The sequence below is a fragment of the Micromonospora sp. WMMD961 genome, assembly GCF_029626145.1.
Taxonomy (GTDB): Bacteria; Actinomycetota; Actinomycetes; order Mycobacteriales; family Micromonosporaceae; genus Micromonospora.
Window position 1 is genome coordinate 4,263,104 of record NZ_JARUBJ010000002.1, and the last position, 16,324, is coordinate 4,279,427.

Annotated in this window: 15 protein-coding genes; 5 read left to right on the top strand and 10 right to left on the bottom strand. The window is 71.8% G+C overall.

The annotated features are described in order from the left end of the window. Positions 1 to 6: 6 nt before the first annotated feature. The 8 genes from O7614_RS19420 to O7614_RS19455 form a co-directional block, all read right to left on the bottom strand. Entirely contained in the window at positions 7 to 561 is a 555-nt protein-coding gene (locus O7614_RS19420) for a dihydrofolate reductase family protein (RefSeq protein ID WP_278139883.1), read from the bottom strand. A 73-nt stretch (positions 562 to 634) separates the two neighbouring features. Further along, positions 635 to 1,177 (bottom strand): hypothetical protein, encoded by a 543-nt coding sequence (locus O7614_RS19425; protein WP_278139884.1) that lies wholly within the window; start codon positions 1,175 to 1,177, stop codon positions 635 to 637. 17 nt (positions 1,178 to 1,194) lie between these two features. Then, positions 1,195 to 3,036, bottom strand: coding sequence for a prolyl oligopeptidase family serine peptidase (locus O7614_RS19430; protein WP_278139885.1), 1,842 nt, complete (start codon positions 3,034 to 3,036; stop codon positions 1,195 to 1,197). Beyond that, the gene (locus O7614_RS19435; RefSeq protein ID WP_278139886.1) at positions 3,037 to 4,815 is read right to left on the bottom strand and encodes an N-acetylglutaminylglutamine amidotransferase; all 1,779 of its coding nucleotides are present in this window, start codon (positions 4,813 to 4,815) and stop codon (positions 3,037 to 3,039) included. A gap of 89 nt (positions 4,816 to 4,904) precedes the next feature. Then, positions 4,905 to 7,574, bottom strand: coding sequence for a carboxylate--amine ligase/circularly permuted type 2 ATP-grasp protein (locus tag O7614_RS19440; RefSeq protein WP_278139887.1), 2,670 nt, complete (start codon positions 7,572 to 7,574; stop codon positions 4,905 to 4,907). Positions 7,575 to 7,898: 324 nt separating this feature from the next. After that, a complete protein-coding gene (locus O7614_RS19445; RefSeq protein ID WP_278139888.1) occupies positions 7,899 to 8,477 on the bottom strand; it encodes a TetR/AcrR family transcriptional regulator in 579 nt (192 codons plus the stop codon). Positions 8,478 to 8,482: 5 nt separating this feature from the next. Then, a complete protein-coding gene (locus O7614_RS19450) occupies positions 8,483 to 9,043 on the bottom strand; it encodes a carboxymuconolactone decarboxylase family protein (RefSeq protein WP_278139889.1) in 561 nt (186 codons plus the stop codon). Between the two features lie 34 nt (positions 9,044 to 9,077). Beyond that, entirely contained in the window at positions 9,078 to 9,449 is a 372-nt protein-coding gene (locus tag O7614_RS19455) for a hypothetical protein (protein ID WP_278139890.1), read from the bottom strand. A 151-nt stretch (positions 9,450 to 9,600) separates the two neighbouring features. Between O7614_RS19455 and O7614_RS19460 the strand changes: the two genes are divergently transcribed. After that, positions 9,601 to 10,011: a VOC family protein gene (locus O7614_RS19460; protein WP_278139891.1), complete on the top strand. Its 411-nt coding sequence runs from the start codon at positions 9,601 to 9,603 to the stop codon at positions 10,009 to 10,011. Positions 10,012 to 10,097: 86 nt separating this feature from the next. After that, positions 10,098 to 11,075, top strand: coding sequence for an aldo/keto reductase (locus O7614_RS19465; RefSeq protein ID WP_278139892.1), 978 nt, complete (start codon positions 10,098 to 10,100; stop codon positions 11,073 to 11,075). Here O7614_RS19465 and O7614_RS19470 read toward each other — a convergent pair. Beyond that, positions 11,069 to 11,833, bottom strand: a complete 765-nt coding sequence (locus tag O7614_RS19470) for a DUF2071 domain-containing protein (protein ID WP_278139893.1) — start codon at positions 11,831 to 11,833, stop codon at positions 11,069 to 11,071. The genes O7614_RS19465 and O7614_RS19470 overlap by 7 nt on opposite strands. A gap of 163 nt (positions 11,834 to 11,996) precedes the next feature. On the opposite strand from O7614_RS19470, the gene O7614_RS19475 reads away from it, so the two are divergent. From O7614_RS19475 to O7614_RS19485, 3 genes are all read left to right on the top strand, one after another. Further along, on the top strand, positions 11,997 to 12,920 hold the full coding sequence (locus tag O7614_RS19475) for a sigma-70 family RNA polymerase sigma factor (protein WP_278139894.1): 924 nt from the start codon (positions 11,997 to 11,999) through the stop codon (positions 12,918 to 12,920). Positions 12,921 to 13,033: 113 nt separating this feature from the next. Then, positions 13,034 to 13,918, top strand: a complete 885-nt coding sequence (locus tag O7614_RS19480) for an alpha/beta hydrolase (protein WP_278139895.1) — start codon at positions 13,034 to 13,036, stop codon at positions 13,916 to 13,918. Between the two features lie 123 nt (positions 13,919 to 14,041). Beyond that, positions 14,042 to 14,503, top strand: a complete 462-nt coding sequence (locus tag O7614_RS19485) for a DUF5709 domain-containing protein (protein ID WP_278139896.1) — start codon at positions 14,042 to 14,044, stop codon at positions 14,501 to 14,503. A gap of 54 nt (positions 14,504 to 14,557) precedes the next feature. Here the strand turns inward: O7614_RS19485 and O7614_RS19490 are convergent, their stop codons facing one another. Further along, entirely contained in the window at positions 14,558 to 16,138 is a 1,581-nt protein-coding gene (locus O7614_RS19490) for a DHA2 family efflux MFS transporter permease subunit (RefSeq protein ID WP_278139897.1), read from the bottom strand. Between the last annotated feature and the right edge of the window lie 186 nt (positions 16,139 to 16,324).

The following is a 16,324-nucleotide window of genomic DNA, read 5'->3' on the forward strand; positions in this document are numbered from 1 at the left end:
CGCCGATCAGGCCGTCGTCTTCGGCCGGTACGAGGCGACGATCACGCCGCTCTTGTGCACCCGGGTGTCGACCAGGTCGAACGACGCCTTGAAGTCGGTCAGCGGTGCCGTCAGGCTGGCGCCGCCCTCCAGCACCGGGTGGATCCAGAACCGGACCTCGTCCACCAGGCCCGCCCGGATCAGCTGCGCGGTGACCGAGCCGAACCCGTACTGGATGATGTTCCTGCCCTGCTGGGCCTTGAGCGCGCGGACCGCCTCGACCAGGTCCCCCTGGAGCACCTCGGTGTTCTTCCAGGTGGGGTCGGTCAGGGTGGTCGAGGCGACGTACTTCTTCACGTTGTTGAAGTAGGCCGCGCCGGTGGTCGGGTCGTTCTCGTCCATGTTCGGCCAGGCGACGGACATGCCGTCGTAGGTGGCCCTACCCATCAGCATCGCGTCCGCCGCGTCGGTCTGCTCGGCGGCGAGGCTCGACGCCTCCTCGTCGAAGTACGGGGAGGTCCACATCGGGTTCGCGATGACGCCGTCGAGGGTGACGTAGGTCGAGTTGATCAGCTTGCGCATCGGAATCTCCTGGTTGTCGGTCATGTGCTTCGGTGACACCCAGGACTCTGCCGGGCTCCGCTTACGATTCGCTTCAGGTGCCCTTACCCGGCTGCGGAAGCGGGATCGGCAGCGCCTGCGCGTCCGCCGTGCCGCCGCCGGTCGAGTGCTCCGGAGCGGGGCGGTCGCCGGTGCGGCTGTGCAGCCGACCCTGCCCGGCGGGCCCGGCACGCCGGGTCACCTCGACGGTCACCATCCGCACCGGCGGCGGCGGCGCGGTGAAGCGCCCGACACCCCACCGCACCCAGATCGGAATCCGGCCGGCGTCCGCCTCCGCGCGCAGCTTCTGCACCGTACGGGCCCGGTCGGTGTGGTCGACCTCCACCACCACAGGTGGGCCGTCCGGGCGGGCACACGCCACGTCGAGGACCGAGTGCCGCTGCTCCAACGGCGGCGGCAACGGCAACACGCTGGGGGCGCGTCGGTAGACCCGCCAACCCTGGGCCTCGGCCCACCGCACCACCGAGTCGATCACCCGTGCGGTGACCTCGTCGGTGCCCAGGTCGACGAAGGTGAGGTCGGTCAGCCACCGGCCCAGGTCGGCGGCCAACCGCTCGCCCTGCGCCGTGACGTCCACCGGCGCAGGATAACGCCTCAGCCGACGGTGGCCACGGTCGCGGCGAGGTGCTGGGTGAGCCAGGCGGTGGTTGCCGTGCGCGCCGCCTCGGCGTTGTCGCGGGACAGGAAGTCATGCCCCTCACCGGTCAGGACCAGGTGCCCGTACGGGGCGTCGCGGGCCGCCAGGGCTTGCGCGACCTGCGCCGACTCGCCCGCCGGCACGTTCGTGTCGTTGGCGCCGTGGATGAGCAGCACCGGCACGTCGAGCCGGTCGAGGTGGGTCATCGGCGACAGGTCCCGCAGCAGGTCGGCGTCGCGCACCGGGTGACCGTACTTGCTGACGGCGGCGGCGGCGATCCACGGCTCGGTGCCGGCGAAGAAGGTGTGGAAGTCGGAGATCCCGCACTCGGCCACGCCGGCGGCGAACAGCCCGGGGAAGTTCACCAGCACCGCGAGGACCAGGTAACCACCGTAGGAGCGGCCGAGGCAGCCCAGCTGGCCGGGGCGGGCCACCCCGCTGTCCACCAGGTGGTCGGCGCACGCCGCGACGTCGGCGATGGCCCCGTACCGGCCGGCGAGGTTGTCGGCGGCCACGAAGGACCGACCGAAACCCGACGAGCCCCGCACGTTCGGCGCGAACACCGCGACGCCCTGCGCCACGAGAGCCTGGAACAGCGGGTTGTAGCGGGGGCGCTCCTGCGCCTCCGGGCCACCGTGCAGGCTGATGGCGGTGGGCCAGGGCCCGGGCCCGGTCGGGCGGTAGAGCCACCCGGACAGCGGCAGACCATCGCGGGCACGCAGGTCGACCAGTTGCGGGGCGACACCGCTGCCGCCCGTACGCGCGACGCCGGTGTCCGGCCGCAGCGGACGCGGCGCCCCGGTCGCCGGGTCGACCAGCCAGACCTCCCGCGGCTGCACCGGCCCCTGCGCGGTGAGGCAGAGCAGGTCACCCCCGGCGGCGAAGACGGCGTCGTCGATCACCTCACCCGGGGCGGCGACGGCCCGTTGCACACCGCTGGCGAGGTCGAGCAGGCTCACCTCGCTGCGGCCACCGTAGGTGTTCCACAGCAGGGCGACCCGGCGACCGTCGGCGCTCGGCGCGGCCTGCTCCAGTTCGGCGTCCGGCCGCCCGGCGAGCCGGGTCGGTGCCACCTCCGGGCGAGCCGGGTCGATCCGCACCAGCGCGGCGAGCTCCGAGTACGCGTCGGTGCGGGCCAGCACGCTCGTCCCGCCGGGGCCGAACCAACCCTGGTCGGTGCTGCCCCGGCCGGTGTCCGGCAGCAGCCGCCGCCGCTCCCCGGTCGCCACGTCGAGCAGTTCCAGCCAGCGGGCGTTGCGGGGGCCACGGCGCAGCAGGGCGGTGCGGGCGTCCGGGGTGACGTCCAGCAGGGTGAGCAGGTCACCCTCGGCGAGCACCCGCCGGTGCCCGGTGCCCGCGTCGACCAGGAGGGCGGCACCGCACTCGGCGCTCTCGGTGATCATCAGGACCGCGCCGCCCGCCAACCAACCGGCCGGCGTCGCGCTGTGCCGACCGAAGCCGGCGACCTGGTGACGCCCACTGCCGTCCGGCCGGAGCAGCCACACCTCGGTGCGGGGCGCGCCGCCGGGAGCGACGACGCAAGCCAGCCACTGCCCGTCCGGGGACCAGCTCACCGCCAGCACCGGATCGTCACCGGTGGGCAGCGCGACGGCGTCATCCGCGCCGACCTGGCGGACCCAGATGCCGGGCGTCCCGGCGCGGTCGGAGAGGTACGCCACCCAAGCGCCGTCCGGGGACGGCGCTGGCGCGAAGTCCTCGACGACGGGCGTCGGCGCCGGCCGGCGACCGGCGGGGCGGGCCCGACGGGTGGTCCGCGGCGCCTCGATCCGTACGCTCATCTAAACCCCGATCCGCTGCAACCAGAGCTCCAGCAGCCCGAGCTGCCAGAGCGCGTTGGAACCCAGCGTGGTCCGCCGGGCGTTCGGCGCGTCCAGCAACTCCTCCAGGTAATCCTTGCGGAACAGGCCCCGCTCCCGGGCCGGTTGCGCGGTCAACGCGTCGCGGACGTCGTCGAGCAGCGGCCCGGAGAGGTGCCGGATGGCGGGCACCGGGAAGTAGCCCTTCGGCCGATCGATCACCTCGTCGGGCACGATGCCCCGACTCGCGGCCTTGAGCACGCCCTTGCCACCGTGCGCCAGCTTCAACGCGGGTGGGCAGGCGGCGGCCAGCTCGACGACCTCGTGGTCGAGGAACGGCACCCGGGCCTCCAAACCCCACGCCATGGTCATGTTGTCGACCCGTTTGACCGGGTCGTCGACGAGCATCACCAGGCTGTCCTGACGCAGCGCCGCGTCCAGGGCGGTGTCCGCGCCGGGTGCGCCGAAGTGCGCGGCCACGAACTCCAGGCTGGCGTCGTGGTCGAGCATCCACTCCGGCGCCAGGTGCCCGGCGAGCGCGTCGTGTCGACGGTCGAAGAACACCCGGGCGTACGCCTCGACGGCGTCCGCGCGGGCGACGTTCGCCATCGGCGGGTACCAGTCGTAGCCGGCGAAGATCTCGTCGGCGCCCTGCCCGGACTGGACCACCGTGATCCGCTGGGAGACCTCCTCGGAGAGCAGGTGGAAGGCGACGCAGTCGTGGCTGACCATCGGCTCGCTCATCGCCGCGACGGCCTCGTGCACGGCGGGCACGAACCGGGCCGTGCCGATGCGGATCTGCTGGTGGTCGGTGTCGAACTCGCGGGCCACCAGGTCGGAGTAGTGGAACTCGTCGCCGCTCTCCCCGGCCGCCGCCTCGAAACCGATGCTGAACGTCGCCAGGCCGGTCTGGCCCTGCTCGGCGAGCAGGGCGACGATCAGGCTGGAGTCGAGGCCGCCGGAGAGCAGCACACCGACCGGCACGTCGGAGACCATGCGGCGGCGGACGGCGGTGCGTAACGCCGTCATGATCCGCTCCTGCCACTCCCCGGCGGACATCGGTGCGGCGGCGGCGCGGGTGAACTCCGGCCGCCAGTAGACGGTGTCGGTGCTCCGCCCGTCCGCGGTGATCACCCGGATGGTGGCGGGTGGGAGTTTGCGGATGCCGGCGAGGATGGTGCGCGGCGGCGGCACCACCGAGTGGAACGTCATGTAGTGGTGCAGCGCCACCGGGTCGAGGTCGGTGTCGACGTCACCGGCGGCGAGCAGCGCCGGCAGCGTCGACGCGAAGCGGATCCGGCTCGGCCCCTCGGCGAGGTAGAGCGGTTTGATGCCGAGCCGGTCGCGGCCCAGCACCAGGGTGCGCGTGGCCAGTTCGACGAGCGCGAACGCGAACATGCCGTAGAACCGCTCGACACAGGCCGTACCCCACCTGTGGTACGCCTTGATGATCACCTCGGTGTCCGAGGTGGATCGGAAGGAGTAGCCGGCGGCGGTCAGCTCGTCGCGCAGCTCTCGGTAGTTGTAGATGCATCCGTTGAAGACCAGGGCCAGCCCCAGTTCGCTGTCGACCATCGGTTGGGCGCCCGCGTCGGACAGGTCGATGATGCGCAGTCGTCGGTGCACCAGCGCCGCCGGGCCGTGCTGCCACCGGCCCTCACCGTCCGGGCCTCGGGAGGCCAGGGCGGGCAGCATCCGCTCGACGGCCGCCATGTCCGGTGGCGCCCCGTCGAGGCGAAACTCACCTCCGATACCGCACATGGCATCCACCTCTCATCGGCTCGGGCCGCTGACCGGTCCAGGCTTGGCGGACCGGGTTGCGCCCCGATGACGCGGGGGTCAAGCGTGGGTTACGCCGACGGTCGATCGGCTCCGTCGAGCAGCCAGGTGTCCTTCGACCCACCGCCCCGGGAGGAGTTGACGATCATGCTGCCGGCCGGCGCGACGCGGGTCAGGGCCACCGGCGCGACCTCGGCGGTGTCGCCGAGGAACACGAAGGCCCGCAGGTCGACGTGGCGGGGCGCGAGTGCCGTCCCGTCGAAGACCGGGTGGGTGGTGAGCGCGATCATCTCCTGGGCGATCCACCGGTGCGGGGCGGCGAGGATCTGCTCGCGGACGGCGTCCAACTCCTCCTCATCCGCGCGTGGACCGATCACCACCCGGTCGCCGCCGTACCCGTCGACCGGCTTGAGCACCAGCTGATCGAGCCGGCCCAGCACGTCGGCACGTTGCTCGGGCAGTCCACACAGGTACGTCGGCACGTCCGGAAGCAGCGCCTTCTCCCCCAGGTAGTACTCGATGAGTCGGGGCACGTACGCGTACAACGCCTTGTCGTCACCGACGCCGTTGCCCAACGCGTTGGCCAGCGTCAACCGCCCGGCGTGCACCGCCGCGAGCAGTGGCCAGCCCAGCGGGACGCCGTCGGCGCCCGGCGCGTGCAGCAACGCCTCCTCGTCCATCCGCAGGTAGATCACGTCCACCTGGCTGCGGCGGCCCTCCCGGATGAGCTGGACACGGCCCTCCTCCACGAGCAGGTCGCCGCTCTCGGTCAGCGGTACGCCCATCTCGTCGGCGAGCAGCCGGTGCTCGAACCAGGCGGGGTCACCCGGACCACTGCTGAGCACCACGACGGCGGGGTCGTCGGCGGCGGCCGGTCCGGCTGCCACCAGCGCCCGGTACAGCATCGCCGGTGTCTCGTCAGCAGGCAGCAGGTCGTCGGGCACCGGCAGCTCGGGCAGCACCGCCCGGGTCAGTCGACGGTTCTGCACGGCGTAGCCGATGCCCGAGGGCACCCGCAGGTTGTCCTCCAACACGTACCAGCCACCGTCGGCATTCCGGACGAGGTCGGTTCCGGACACCTGGGCGCGGGTGCCCCGCCGACCCATCAGCGCCCCGGTGGGTCGCAGCCCGGGTGAGGATTCGACCACCCACGCCGGGACCACACCGTCGGCGACCACGGCGCGGTCGCCGTAGACGTCCCGCAGGAAGGCGTCGAGGGCGCGGGCCCGCTGCACCAGGCCGGTGCGCAGGCTCCGCCAGTCGGCGGCAGGGACCACGCGGGGCACGAGGTCGACCGGGAAGAGTCGGGTGCTCGCCTCGCCGGCCACGCTGAAGGTCACGCCCCGGGCGCGCTGCTCCTCGTCGCGGTCGTGCTCACGTTGGCGCAGTCCGTCGGCGCCGAGACCCCGCAGGGCGGTCAGCAGCGGCCGGTACGCCGGCTCCGGTCCCGCCGGGCCGAAGACCTCGTCGTCGGTGTGGACGTACGTGGACAGGGCCGGCGTGGTCGGCGCACCGGGCAGTGGCCCCCGTACGCGTCCACGGGTCTCGTCGAGCAGCAGGTCGACCACGTCAGCCAACCGGCCGCGCCGCTCGTACGCCCGCCGTTGCCGCGCGGCCGAACTGCCGCGTTCCAGCGCGTACCGGGTCAGCTCGGTGACCTGCTGCCAGTCCCCCGTCGCCGTCAACTGCGGGCGCAGGTCGGTCACCAGACGGCGGACCGCCTCGGCGGCCGGCACGGGTCGGGCCGATCGGGGCAGGTCGAGCAGGTCCCCCTCCAGCCCGGAGCGGGCGGCCCGCCAGACGGCGGCGCGCAGCACCGGTGGCCGCACCGCGGTGCGGTCCACCCCGGCGCGCAGCGCGGCGACCTCCCGTCGGACGAGCGCCCGGAACAGGCCGGTGAGCAGGACGATGGTCTCCACGTCGGCGTTGGCGTCGGTGATCCGCAGTTCCACAGTGGGCACGTGCGCCGAGGGCCGGACATCGAAGTAGATCATGGCGGGGTCGGTGATGGTCTCGGAGGAGATCAGCTCGGCGACCAGCGCCTCGTGGTCTGCGGCGCTGGTCACCTCGCCCGGGTCGCCGGCGGTGGGCCAGCGCTGCCACACCAGCGACCGGACGCTGGCGTAGCCGCTGTCCTGACCCATCCAGTACGGCGAACTGGTGGACAGGGCGAGGAGCACCGGCAGCCACGGTTGGACGCGGCGGGTGACCGCGACGGCCAAATCCCGGTCGGACACCCCGACATGTACCTGCGCCCCGCAGATCAGCTGCTCCCGGGCGAGCATCTGGTACTCGTCGAGCATCCGCCGGTAGCGGGAGGTGGGGGTGACGCTCGGGTCGCCGTCGGCGCGCAGCGGCACCGTGCCGGCCGCCACGATGCCCAGCCCGGCCCGGTCGGCGACCTGCACGGCCGCCTGGCGAAGTCGGGTCAACTCGGCGCGGATCTCGTCCAGGGTGCGGCAGACCGCCGTGTTGGTCTCCACCACACTGCGGTGCAGCTCGGCGGTGAACGAGGTGGCCGGCAGCCGATCGAGCAGCTCACCGGCCCGGGGCACCAGCTCCCGGGTGTGCAGGTCGACGACGTGGAACTCCTCCTCCACCCCGATGGTGGCGAGGTCGGCCGGGTCATCATCGTCCAGCGACAGGACCGGGTTCGTGCGGGGGGTGGGCAGCGTCCGGCCGTTGCCGGACCGGTCCACCGGCCCGTCGTACGTCGGCGCGTTCGTGGTGTTGTCGGCCATGGTCACCCCGGGTTCGCGTGTCGGTGGTGTCGACTGTCCGACGAGCGTTCCCAGGGTTGGTACCGGGCGCGTTTCCGGCGCGTTAAGGTGACGCGCCCGTTCTGGCTGGCCTGCTCAGCCCCACCAACCTCCGTGCGCATTTCCAGCAGGCCTTCGCCACCACCCCCACCGCGTACCGGCGGGCTTTCACACCCTGACACCGGCGCTCGGAAACCGGTCGTGGCTGCGCGGTCAGCCAGGGTCACGCCCAGCGCAGTGCTGCTGCTCAGAGGGTGGTTATCGCTGTTGCTCCTTCAGGTCGTAGAGAACCGCGTCGAGTTGGTGTCAGGGGCGTAGCGCGTTGAGCACCAGGTCGGCGTACCGGCGCCACACCGCCGGGTCGCGCTCGTCGAGCACGATGAGCTGCCGGACCGCCCCGCAGAGGATCACCCGAATGTCCCGCTCCCCGGCGTCCGGGCGGATCTTGCCGGACGATCGGGCCGCCGCCACCAACTGCCCGACCAGGCCCAGGATGCGCGCGGCGGGCACCAACCTGCCCTCGAAGAACGCGTCGGCGAGGACCCGGTCGCGGGCGAGGCGTCCGAACAGGTCAGGCACGAAGGAACACCACTCCCGGTACGCGTCGGCGCCGTCGAGCGCCGCGCGGGTGCGCTGCTCCAGCTCCTGAAACTGCCGCTGGACGACCGCGACGATCAGGTCTTCCTTGCTGGGGTAGCTGCGGTACACCGTCGCGCGACCGACCCCGGCCCGCTCCGCGATCTGTGGCACCGTCACCTGCAGACCCTGCTCGCCGAAGAGCTCCCGGGCGGCGGCGATGACCCGCTCCTGGTTGCGCCGGGCGTCCAGACGCCGATGGGGAGCATCCGGGCCGCCCGACGTCGGATCGGAGTCGGACTCTGCCATGGATCTCAGTCTGCCCGGCCAGCGTCGCCGGAGACCACCCGCTCGTCGCTGTACACCTTGGTGAGTTCGACGTCGAGCACGGTGCAGACCCGGCTGAACGACCAGTAGTAGCCCACCACCTGAAGCACCTCCACGATCTCGCGTTCGCTCAGGACCTGCCGCACCTGGTCGAACAGTTCGTCGGAGATGCGTGGAGATCGCACCACCTCGGCGGTGAACCGGATGAGAGCCCGGTCGGACGCCGACAGGTCCGGGTTGTCGAGGTCTCGAGCGCTGATGATCTCAATGACGCGCTGATCGAGGCCGGCTTCCAGCGCCATCGGCCTGTGCTGGGCGGCTTCGAACTCGCACTCCGCGTATTCGGCAACGGTCAGGACGACCAGCTCCCGCGAGCGGGCCGGCAGCTCCAGCGAGGTGAACTGCGCCCTCGCGAGGTCGACGAACAGCTTTACCGTACCGACCGAGTGGGCCAGCATCTTGACCATCGGATCCGGCGGCAGGGTGGACAGCACCTCCCGGACGTCCTCCGGGAAGGCGTTCGGGTCGGGGTCGGCGAGACGGGGCATGACTCTCTCCTTTGATGTCGTCCGTCGGGGTCAGTCAGGCGACGTCGTCGGCGGGGAGGTCGAAACCGGTCTCGCTGAGGTGGCGGAAGCGGCCATCCTCCGCGTACGTCCCGAAGATGGCGATCTCCCGCCGGGCGGTCGACCCGTCGGCCAGGGTGATCTCGTAGGTGTGTCGCTCGGCGTAGCGGAGACCGTCGCGCAGCTCGTCGAGGACCCGCACGCTGCCGCCGAGAACCTGACCTCGTACCCGGGTCACCATCTCGACGAATGCGGCCCGGTCGAGGGTCTCGCCGTCGTTGCGGTGGGTGTAGTCGGGGGCGTAGAACTCGTCCAGCGCCTCGGTCAGGTCGCGCGTCGGCTCGAAGACCACCGCGCGCAGGGCATCGCTGATCCGTACCGGATTCATGGGGCTCCTCGTGCTCACTGACAGGTAAATCCGGACTCACGAGTCCGGTTAGCCTCCACCGTACCGGACTCGCGAGTCCGCTTCTGGTGAGAGTCGTCACTCAGCAGTTTCGGATAAGCGTCCGGTAGCGCCTGCCCCTAGCGTGACGTGCATGTTCACCGCGATCACGCACTCACAGATCTACGTCCTCGACCAGGACGCGGCCCTCGACTTCTACGTCGGCAAGCTCGGCCTGGAGGTCAACGCCGACGTCGACATGGGCTTCATGCGCTGGCTGACCGTCAACGTCCCCGGGGAGCCGGGTCGCCAGATCCTGTTGGAGAAGCCCGGCCCACCGGCGATGTCCGAGGAGACCGCCCAGCAGGTCCGCGCCCTGGTCACCAAGGGTGCGATGGGTGGCTCGCTCATCTTCTCCACCGACGACTGCCGCAAGACGTACGAGACGCTGCTGGGCCGCGGCGTCGAGTTCACCGAGGAACCCACCGAGCGCTTCTACGGGATCGACTGCGCCCTGCGCGACCCGTTCGGCAACAGCATCCGCTTCACCCAGTTGACGCCCTGAATCACCGGACACCGCCGCACGGCGGCTCGCCCACGCAACCGCCACCGCGAGTGCGCTCCACCAGCGCCGGTCGTAGCGTGGGGCGCATGCGAACCACCACGCTGGGCAGCACCGGACCCGAGGTCGGCGTCATCGGCCTCGGGTGCATGGGCATGAGCCACGGCTACGACATCACCGGCCCGCGCGACGACGACACGTCGATCTCCGTCATCCGACAGGCGCTGGACCTGGGCGCGACGCTGATCGACACCTCGGACGTGTACGGGCCGTACACCAACGAGGAACTGGTCGGGCGGGCGCTCGCCGGCGGCCGCCGGGAGCGGGCCGTACTGGCCACAAAGGTCGGCCTGGTGGCCACCTCCCCCACCGGCGGCCCCGGCAACTCACCGAAGATCGGCAACAACGGCCGCCCGGAGCACATCCGCGCGGCGATCGACGAGAGCCTGCACCGGCTCGGCACCGACCACGTCGACCTCTACCAGTTGCACCGGGTCGACCCGGAGGTGCCCGTCGAGGAGTCCTGGGGCGCGATGGCCGAGGTCGTGGCGGCCGGCAAGGCCCGGCAGATCGGGCTGTCCGAGGTGACGGTGGCCCAGATCGCGCGGGCCCAGGCGGTGCACCCGGTGGCGTCGGTGCAGTCCGAGCTGTCACTCTGGACCCGCGACCCGCTGGCCGAGGTGCTGTCCTACTGCGCCGAGCAGGGCATCGCCTTCCTGCCGTTCTCTCCGCTCGGGCGCGGCTTCCTCGCCGGCCGGTTCACCTCGTTCGACGACCTGCCCGCCGACGACTTCCGGCGCGGCCTGCCGCGTTTCCAGCAGGACGCGCTGCGCGCCAACCTCGCCATCGTCGCCCGGGTCCGGGAGATCGCCGACCGGGCCGGCTTCAGCCCCGCACAGGTCGCCCTCGCGTGGGTGGTCGCCCAGGGTGACCAGGTGATTCCGATCCCCGGCACCAAGACCCCGAGGTACCTGCTGGACAACTGCGCCGCCGGCGACCTGCGGCTCAGCGCCGCGGACCTGGCCGACCTGGACGCGCTGCCCGCCCCAGAGGGAGGCCGCTACTGAGCCTCCGGCGGCCCGGCCCCGCGCGGCCGAGCCGCCACCGGCGGGCCGAACGCGACCCCGACGCCGGGCGAGTAGAGCACGCTGACCGGTGGCCCGACCGGTGCCGGCAGCCCGGCGGCGACGACCAACTCGTCATCCAGGTGCAGCACCTCGGCCCGGTGCAGCGGCCAACGCGGATGCCAGTTCGGCAGGTGCAGCGTGCGCCCGTACGCGCGGGTGTGCAGCCCCCAGCGGGCGGTGACGAAGTGTTCGAGTGGGGTCGGGTCGACGATCCGCTCCCCCACCCGCACCGCCATCCGGCTCGTCGCGCCGGCCGGGCCGGGCCAGCGCCGCCGGCAACGGTAGGAGCGCCGGTCGCCGTCGCGATCCAACCGCATCGACGACCAGAGGTACGGCAGGCGTAGCGTCGCCCGCGCCACCAGCACCGGCACCAGGCGGGACGCGTCGAGCGACCGGAACACGACCGCTCGTCGGCCGGCGTCGTCGACCGAGTAGAGCCGGACGTTGGTCTCGGCGAAGGTGCCGAAGTAGGGCACCCCCGGGCCGCGACCGAAGCCCAGCCCGACCATCCGAAACCCGATCAGGCCGACGTAGCTGACCCCCTCCACCGTGTCCGGGCGAGTGCCGATGGGCAGCAACGGCGCGACGACCTCCGGCGCGACTGCCCAATGCAGAAAGGCGAGGTCCTCCCAGCGCTGCCGCAGGACCGCCCGAGGGAAGGCCTGCCGGGGCGCGTGGTCGACCGGTTCGGGCTGCACCCTCTCATCCTGGCCCAGCCTGCGGTAGCTCGGCAGCCGGCACCCGCGCCGCCGGCCCATCCGCCGTAGGACGACCGACCGGCCGGAGCATCGGCGCGCCGGCCCGCCGTAGGCTGGTTGGAGCACAAGCGTTCAGAACAGGCGTTTCGGGGAGGAACTGGGCGTGACGCAGAGCGACGCGGAGCTGGTCGTGCTCGCGCAGACGGGCGACGCGGCCGCGCTCGGGGCGCTGCTGGCGCGGCACGAGGCCGGGATGCGGGCCGTCGCGCTGAGCGTCCTCGGTTACGGGCCGGACGCCGAGGACGCGGTGCAGGACAGCATTGTCGTCGCCCTGCGGCGCATCGGCGAGCTCCGCGACCCGACCGCCGTCGGCTCCTGGTTGCGTGCCATCGTGCGGAACAACGCCCGGATGACGTTGCGCGGGCCCCGACCGGTCCCGGTCGCCGAACCGGAGTGGTTCTCCCAGCCCGCCGACACGCCCACCCCGGAGGAAGTACTGGACCGGGCGGCGATGCGCGACTGGGTGTGGCACTCCCTCGGGCAACTGTCCGAACCTGACCGCCTCGTCACCCTGCTGCGGTACTTCAGCGACGCGTCCTCGTACGAGCAGATCGCGGCCGTGTGTGGCGTGCCGGTCGGCACCGTCCGCAGCCGCCTCAGCCACGCCCGCCGTGCGCTCGCCGGCGGCCTGCGCACGGCGGCGAACGTGGCGCACACGGATGTCGCCGCCTCGAACGACTCGCGGTGGCGGGAGGGCAGCGACATGATCACCACGGCGATGAGCGGCGATTTCGAACGGGTGGTCCGGGAGAACTGGTGGCCGGACGCCGAGATGGTCGTGCCGGGCGGCCCGCGCGGTGGCCGGGAGCTGGCGATCAACGGCATGAACCGCGACCTGGCCGCCGGGGTACGTCAGCGGTTGCGCAACGTGGTGGCCAGCGGCGACGTGCTGATCTGGGAGACCGACCTGATCAGCCCACCCGACGACCCGGAGCACTGCCCACCCGCGGCGCTGTGGTTGCAACTGCTGCGCGCGGGCCGGGTGCGCCAGCTCACCCTCTTCCACCCCGTCCCGGCACGGGTCTGAAAAACTTCCCCGACCGAGCGAACTTTCCTCTCGACACGCGCATCTGGTCCCCGTCATGCACCAGTTGCCGTGTCGGCGGACGCCGCGCGGGGTCTCGGATCGGGAGATAGTTCATGGGTTCCACCAGCCACGACGTCGGCAGCCTCGCACCGGGTGCCCACACGTTCACAGTGGATGGCGTTCGGCAGGTCTACCACGTCGCCGGCACCGGCCCGGTCTGCGTCGCGCACTCCGGCGGCCCGGGCATCGAGTGGGCGTACCTGCGGACGCCCAGCCTCGAGGCGCACTTCACCATGGTCTACGTCGAGCCGGTCGGTACGGGCGCGTCAGGGCAGCTCGACAACGCCCACGACTACCGTCTCGACACGTATGTCCGGTTCCTGCACGCCGTCGTCGAGCACCTCGGCGAACCCCGGGTGTACCTCCTCGGGCACTCGCACGGCGGTTTCGTCGTCCAGCGCTACGCGCTCGCCCACCCGGGCCGGGTCGCCGGCCTCGCCCTGTACGACACCTCGCCCGTCACCGGCGCCGAGTTCTGGGCCGAGGCGATGGCCGGCCTCGCCGCGTACCCGCAGCGGCACCCGGACCGGCCGGAGGCGTCTGCGGTTCCGGCCGCCTTCGCTCAGATCGGCGGCGCGAGGGACGACGAGTCGTTGGGGGCCGCTCTGCGCGCCGCCCTGCCGGTGTACTTCGCGGACTTCTGGGGCCGGCAGGACGAGTTCGCCCCGTTTCAGGCGGCTGTCCGGATCTGGGCGACGCCGGCCGCCGCGCAGGACCCCACGCCCTTCGACGTGCGGGAGAACCTCGCTGAGATCACCGTGCCCGTCGTGGTGATCGTCGGGGCGTACGACTTCATCTGCGGCCCGCGGTGGGCCGAGCAGCTGCACGCAGGGCTGCCGAATTCACGGCTGGTGACGCTGGAGGGAAGCGGACACTTCGCGCACATCGAGCAACCGGTGGAGTTCACCGACGCCGTGGTGGAGCTGCTGAAGCGGTGACCCGCCGCGCGGCACGGCCCGCCCCGAGGTCCGTTCGTCACAGCGGGCAGGCCTCGGGGTGCGGACGCGTTGCACGGTCATAGGCTGAGCACTTTGCTGCATCGTGACGAAGAGGAGACCGCCGTGAGCCAGACCGAACGGATGGATTCCGTCGACGAGTGGAACGTCGCCGAGGACGACGGGGTCCTGGACGCCTCCGACACCCTCGACGACGACCGGGTCGGCGACCCCCTCGACACCGGCATCATCGCCGAGGACCACTGGACGGCGGCAAACCGGTTCGGCACCACGCCGGCCGAGGAGCGGGCGGGCGAGTCCCTGGCGCAACACCTCGCCCAGGAGGTGCCGGATGTCGACCCGTACGCCGAGGGTGGCGACGACGAGGACGAGCTGACCCGCCGCGGGTACGAGACGGAGGCGCGCGCCGGCCGTCTCGTCGCCTACGACGACGGCGTCCGCGAGGACGACGAGGCCGAGTCGGTGGCGTGGGACGCCGGCATCGACGCGGGTGCCGCCACCGCGGAGGAAGCCGCGATCCACGTGATCGAGGACCCGGACGGGCCCGGCGACGGACCGCTGCGCTGACGCCGTACCCGCCGCGCCCAGCACCTCACCGGGTGCCGGGCGCGGCGGGGTCGGTCAGTGGATGACGACTGGCGTCTTGACCAACTCGCCCTGCGGGTCGTCGAGCTGCGCCGGCTGACGTCGGCGCGGCAGCAGCGCGGCCGGGATGAACGTGAGCACGACCAGCCCGAACGCGACCCAGAACGTGTTGGCGAACGACGTGGCGGCGAAGTCGAGCCCGCGTTCGATGAGCGACGGGTCCACCGGCATCTGCTCAAGCAGCTCCGGCCGCTGCTGGGCGGCGATGGCCAGCCCGGCCTCGGTGATCGGCTTGCCACTCTCGTCCACCAGGCCGGGGATCGGCCGGGAGCCGTTCAGCTCGTTGGTGAGGATCACCGACATCACGGCGGCGCCGACCGACCCGCCGATCTGCTGGAGGATGTTGACCAGCGTGGAGCCGCGCGCCACCTCCTGCGCCTGCAACGTCCGCAGCGCCGACGTCATGATCGGCATCATCGTGCCGCCCATGCCCAGGCCCATCACGAACAGCGACCCGCCGAGCAGCCAGTACGAGGTCTGCGGGTCGACCTGGGTGAAGCCGAAGAACCCGACGACGATGAGCGCCAGCGCGAACGGGACGGTACGCCCGATCGGCACCCGGTCGGCGAGCGTGCCCGCGATCGGCATGGTGATCATCGCGCCGATGCCCTGCGGGGCCATCAGCAGACCGGCGGCCAGCGTCGTTTCGCCGCGCACCTGCAGGAAGTAGCTCGGGAACAGCAGGCCGGCGCCCATGAACGCGATGATGAACACGAACAGTGTCAGCGAGGCGATGGTCAGGCTGCGGTTGCGGAACAGCCGCAGGTCGAGCAGCGGATGCCGGGGCTTGAACGAGTAGAGCACGAACGCCACCACCAGCGCGCCGCCGACCAGCATCGGGGCCCAGACCTTGGATTCGGCGAAGGTGCCGGTCTCCGGCAGGGACGAGACGCCGTAGAGGAACAGGGCGAGACCCGGCGAGAGCATGAGCATGCCGACGAAGTCGAACGACTCGGACGGCTCCGGGGCGTCCTTCGGCAGCGCCATCTGTGCGTAGACCAGGGCGATGACGCCGATCGGCAGGTTGATCAGGAAGATCCAGTGCCAACTCGCCGTGTCGATCAACCAGCCGCCGAGGATCGGGCCGCCGATCGGGCCGAGCAGCATCGGGATGCCAAGGACGGCCATCAACCGGCCGATCCGGTGCGGGCCGGCCGCGCGGGTCATGATGGTCATGCCCAGTGGCATGAGCATGCCGCCGCCGAGGCCCTGCAGGACGCGGTAGCCGATCAGCTCGCCGATCGTGTCGGCCGTCGCGCAGAGCCCCGACCCGATGGTGAACAGGGCCAGCGCCACCATGTAGAGGCGTTTGGTGCCGAACCGGTCGGCCGCCCACCCGCTGAGCGGGATCACGGTGGCCAGGGCCAGGGTGTACGCGGTCATGGTCCACGCGACGCGCGCGTAGGACGCGTCGAACTCGCTCTGGAAGGTGGGCAGCGCCACGCTGACCACCGTCACGTCGAGGATCGACATGATCGCGCCAAGGACGACGACGCCCGCCACCTTGAGCACCGCGGCGTCGAGTTTGTCCGATGTCGCGACGGATTGCTGTGTCACTGACTCTCCTGAAGTCGATTGAGCCGGCCATTGGTGGGCGGTGGCGGCGATGCCGCGCCGACCAGGCGCGGGGCGCGTTGTACAGGACGACGCGCGGAGGCAGACTAACCGCCGGTTGTGACGATTCGCCGCCGGATTTCGTGACCGCCCTGCCGCGTATCCGAACGGCCGTCGATTTGCAGCCGC

Bases quoted from the DNA above. Each gene is read 5' to 3' on its own strand.
- O7614_RS19440 (WP_278139887.1), bottom strand. From the start codon at position 7,574: ATGGCCGACAACACCACGAACGCGCCGACGTACGACGGGCCGGTGGAC.
- O7614_RS19480 (WP_278139895.1), top strand. From the start codon at position 13,034: ATGGGTTCCACCAGCCACGACGTCGGCAGCCTCGCACCGGGTGCCCAC.
- O7614_RS19430 (WP_278139885.1), bottom strand. From the start codon at position 3,036: ATGAGCGTACGGATCGAGGCGCCGCGGACCACCCGTCGGGCCCGCCCC.
- O7614_RS19465 (WP_278139892.1), top strand. From the start codon at position 10,098: ATGCGAACCACCACGCTGGGCAGCACCGGACCCGAGGTCGGCGTCATC.
- O7614_RS19450 (WP_278139889.1), bottom strand. From the start codon at position 9,043: ATGCCCCGTCTCGCCGACCCCGACCCGAACGCCTTCCCGGAGGACGTC.
- O7614_RS19420 (WP_278139883.1), bottom strand. From the start codon at position 561: ATGCGCAAGCTGATCAACTCGACCTACGTCACCCTCGACGGCGTCATC.
- O7614_RS19455 (WP_278139890.1), bottom strand. From the start codon at position 9,449: ATGAATCCGGTACGGATCAGCGATGCCCTGCGCGCGGTGGTCTTCGAG.
- O7614_RS19435 (WP_278139886.1), bottom strand. From the start codon at position 4,815: ATGTGCGGTATCGGAGGTGAGTTTCGCCTCGACGGGGCGCCACCGGAC.
- O7614_RS19445 (WP_278139888.1), bottom strand. From the start codon at position 8,477: ATGGCAGAGTCCGACTCCGATCCGACGTCGGGCGGCCCGGATGCTCCC.
- O7614_RS19460 (WP_278139891.1), top strand. From the start codon at position 9,601: ATGTTCACCGCGATCACGCACTCACAGATCTACGTCCTCGACCAGGAC.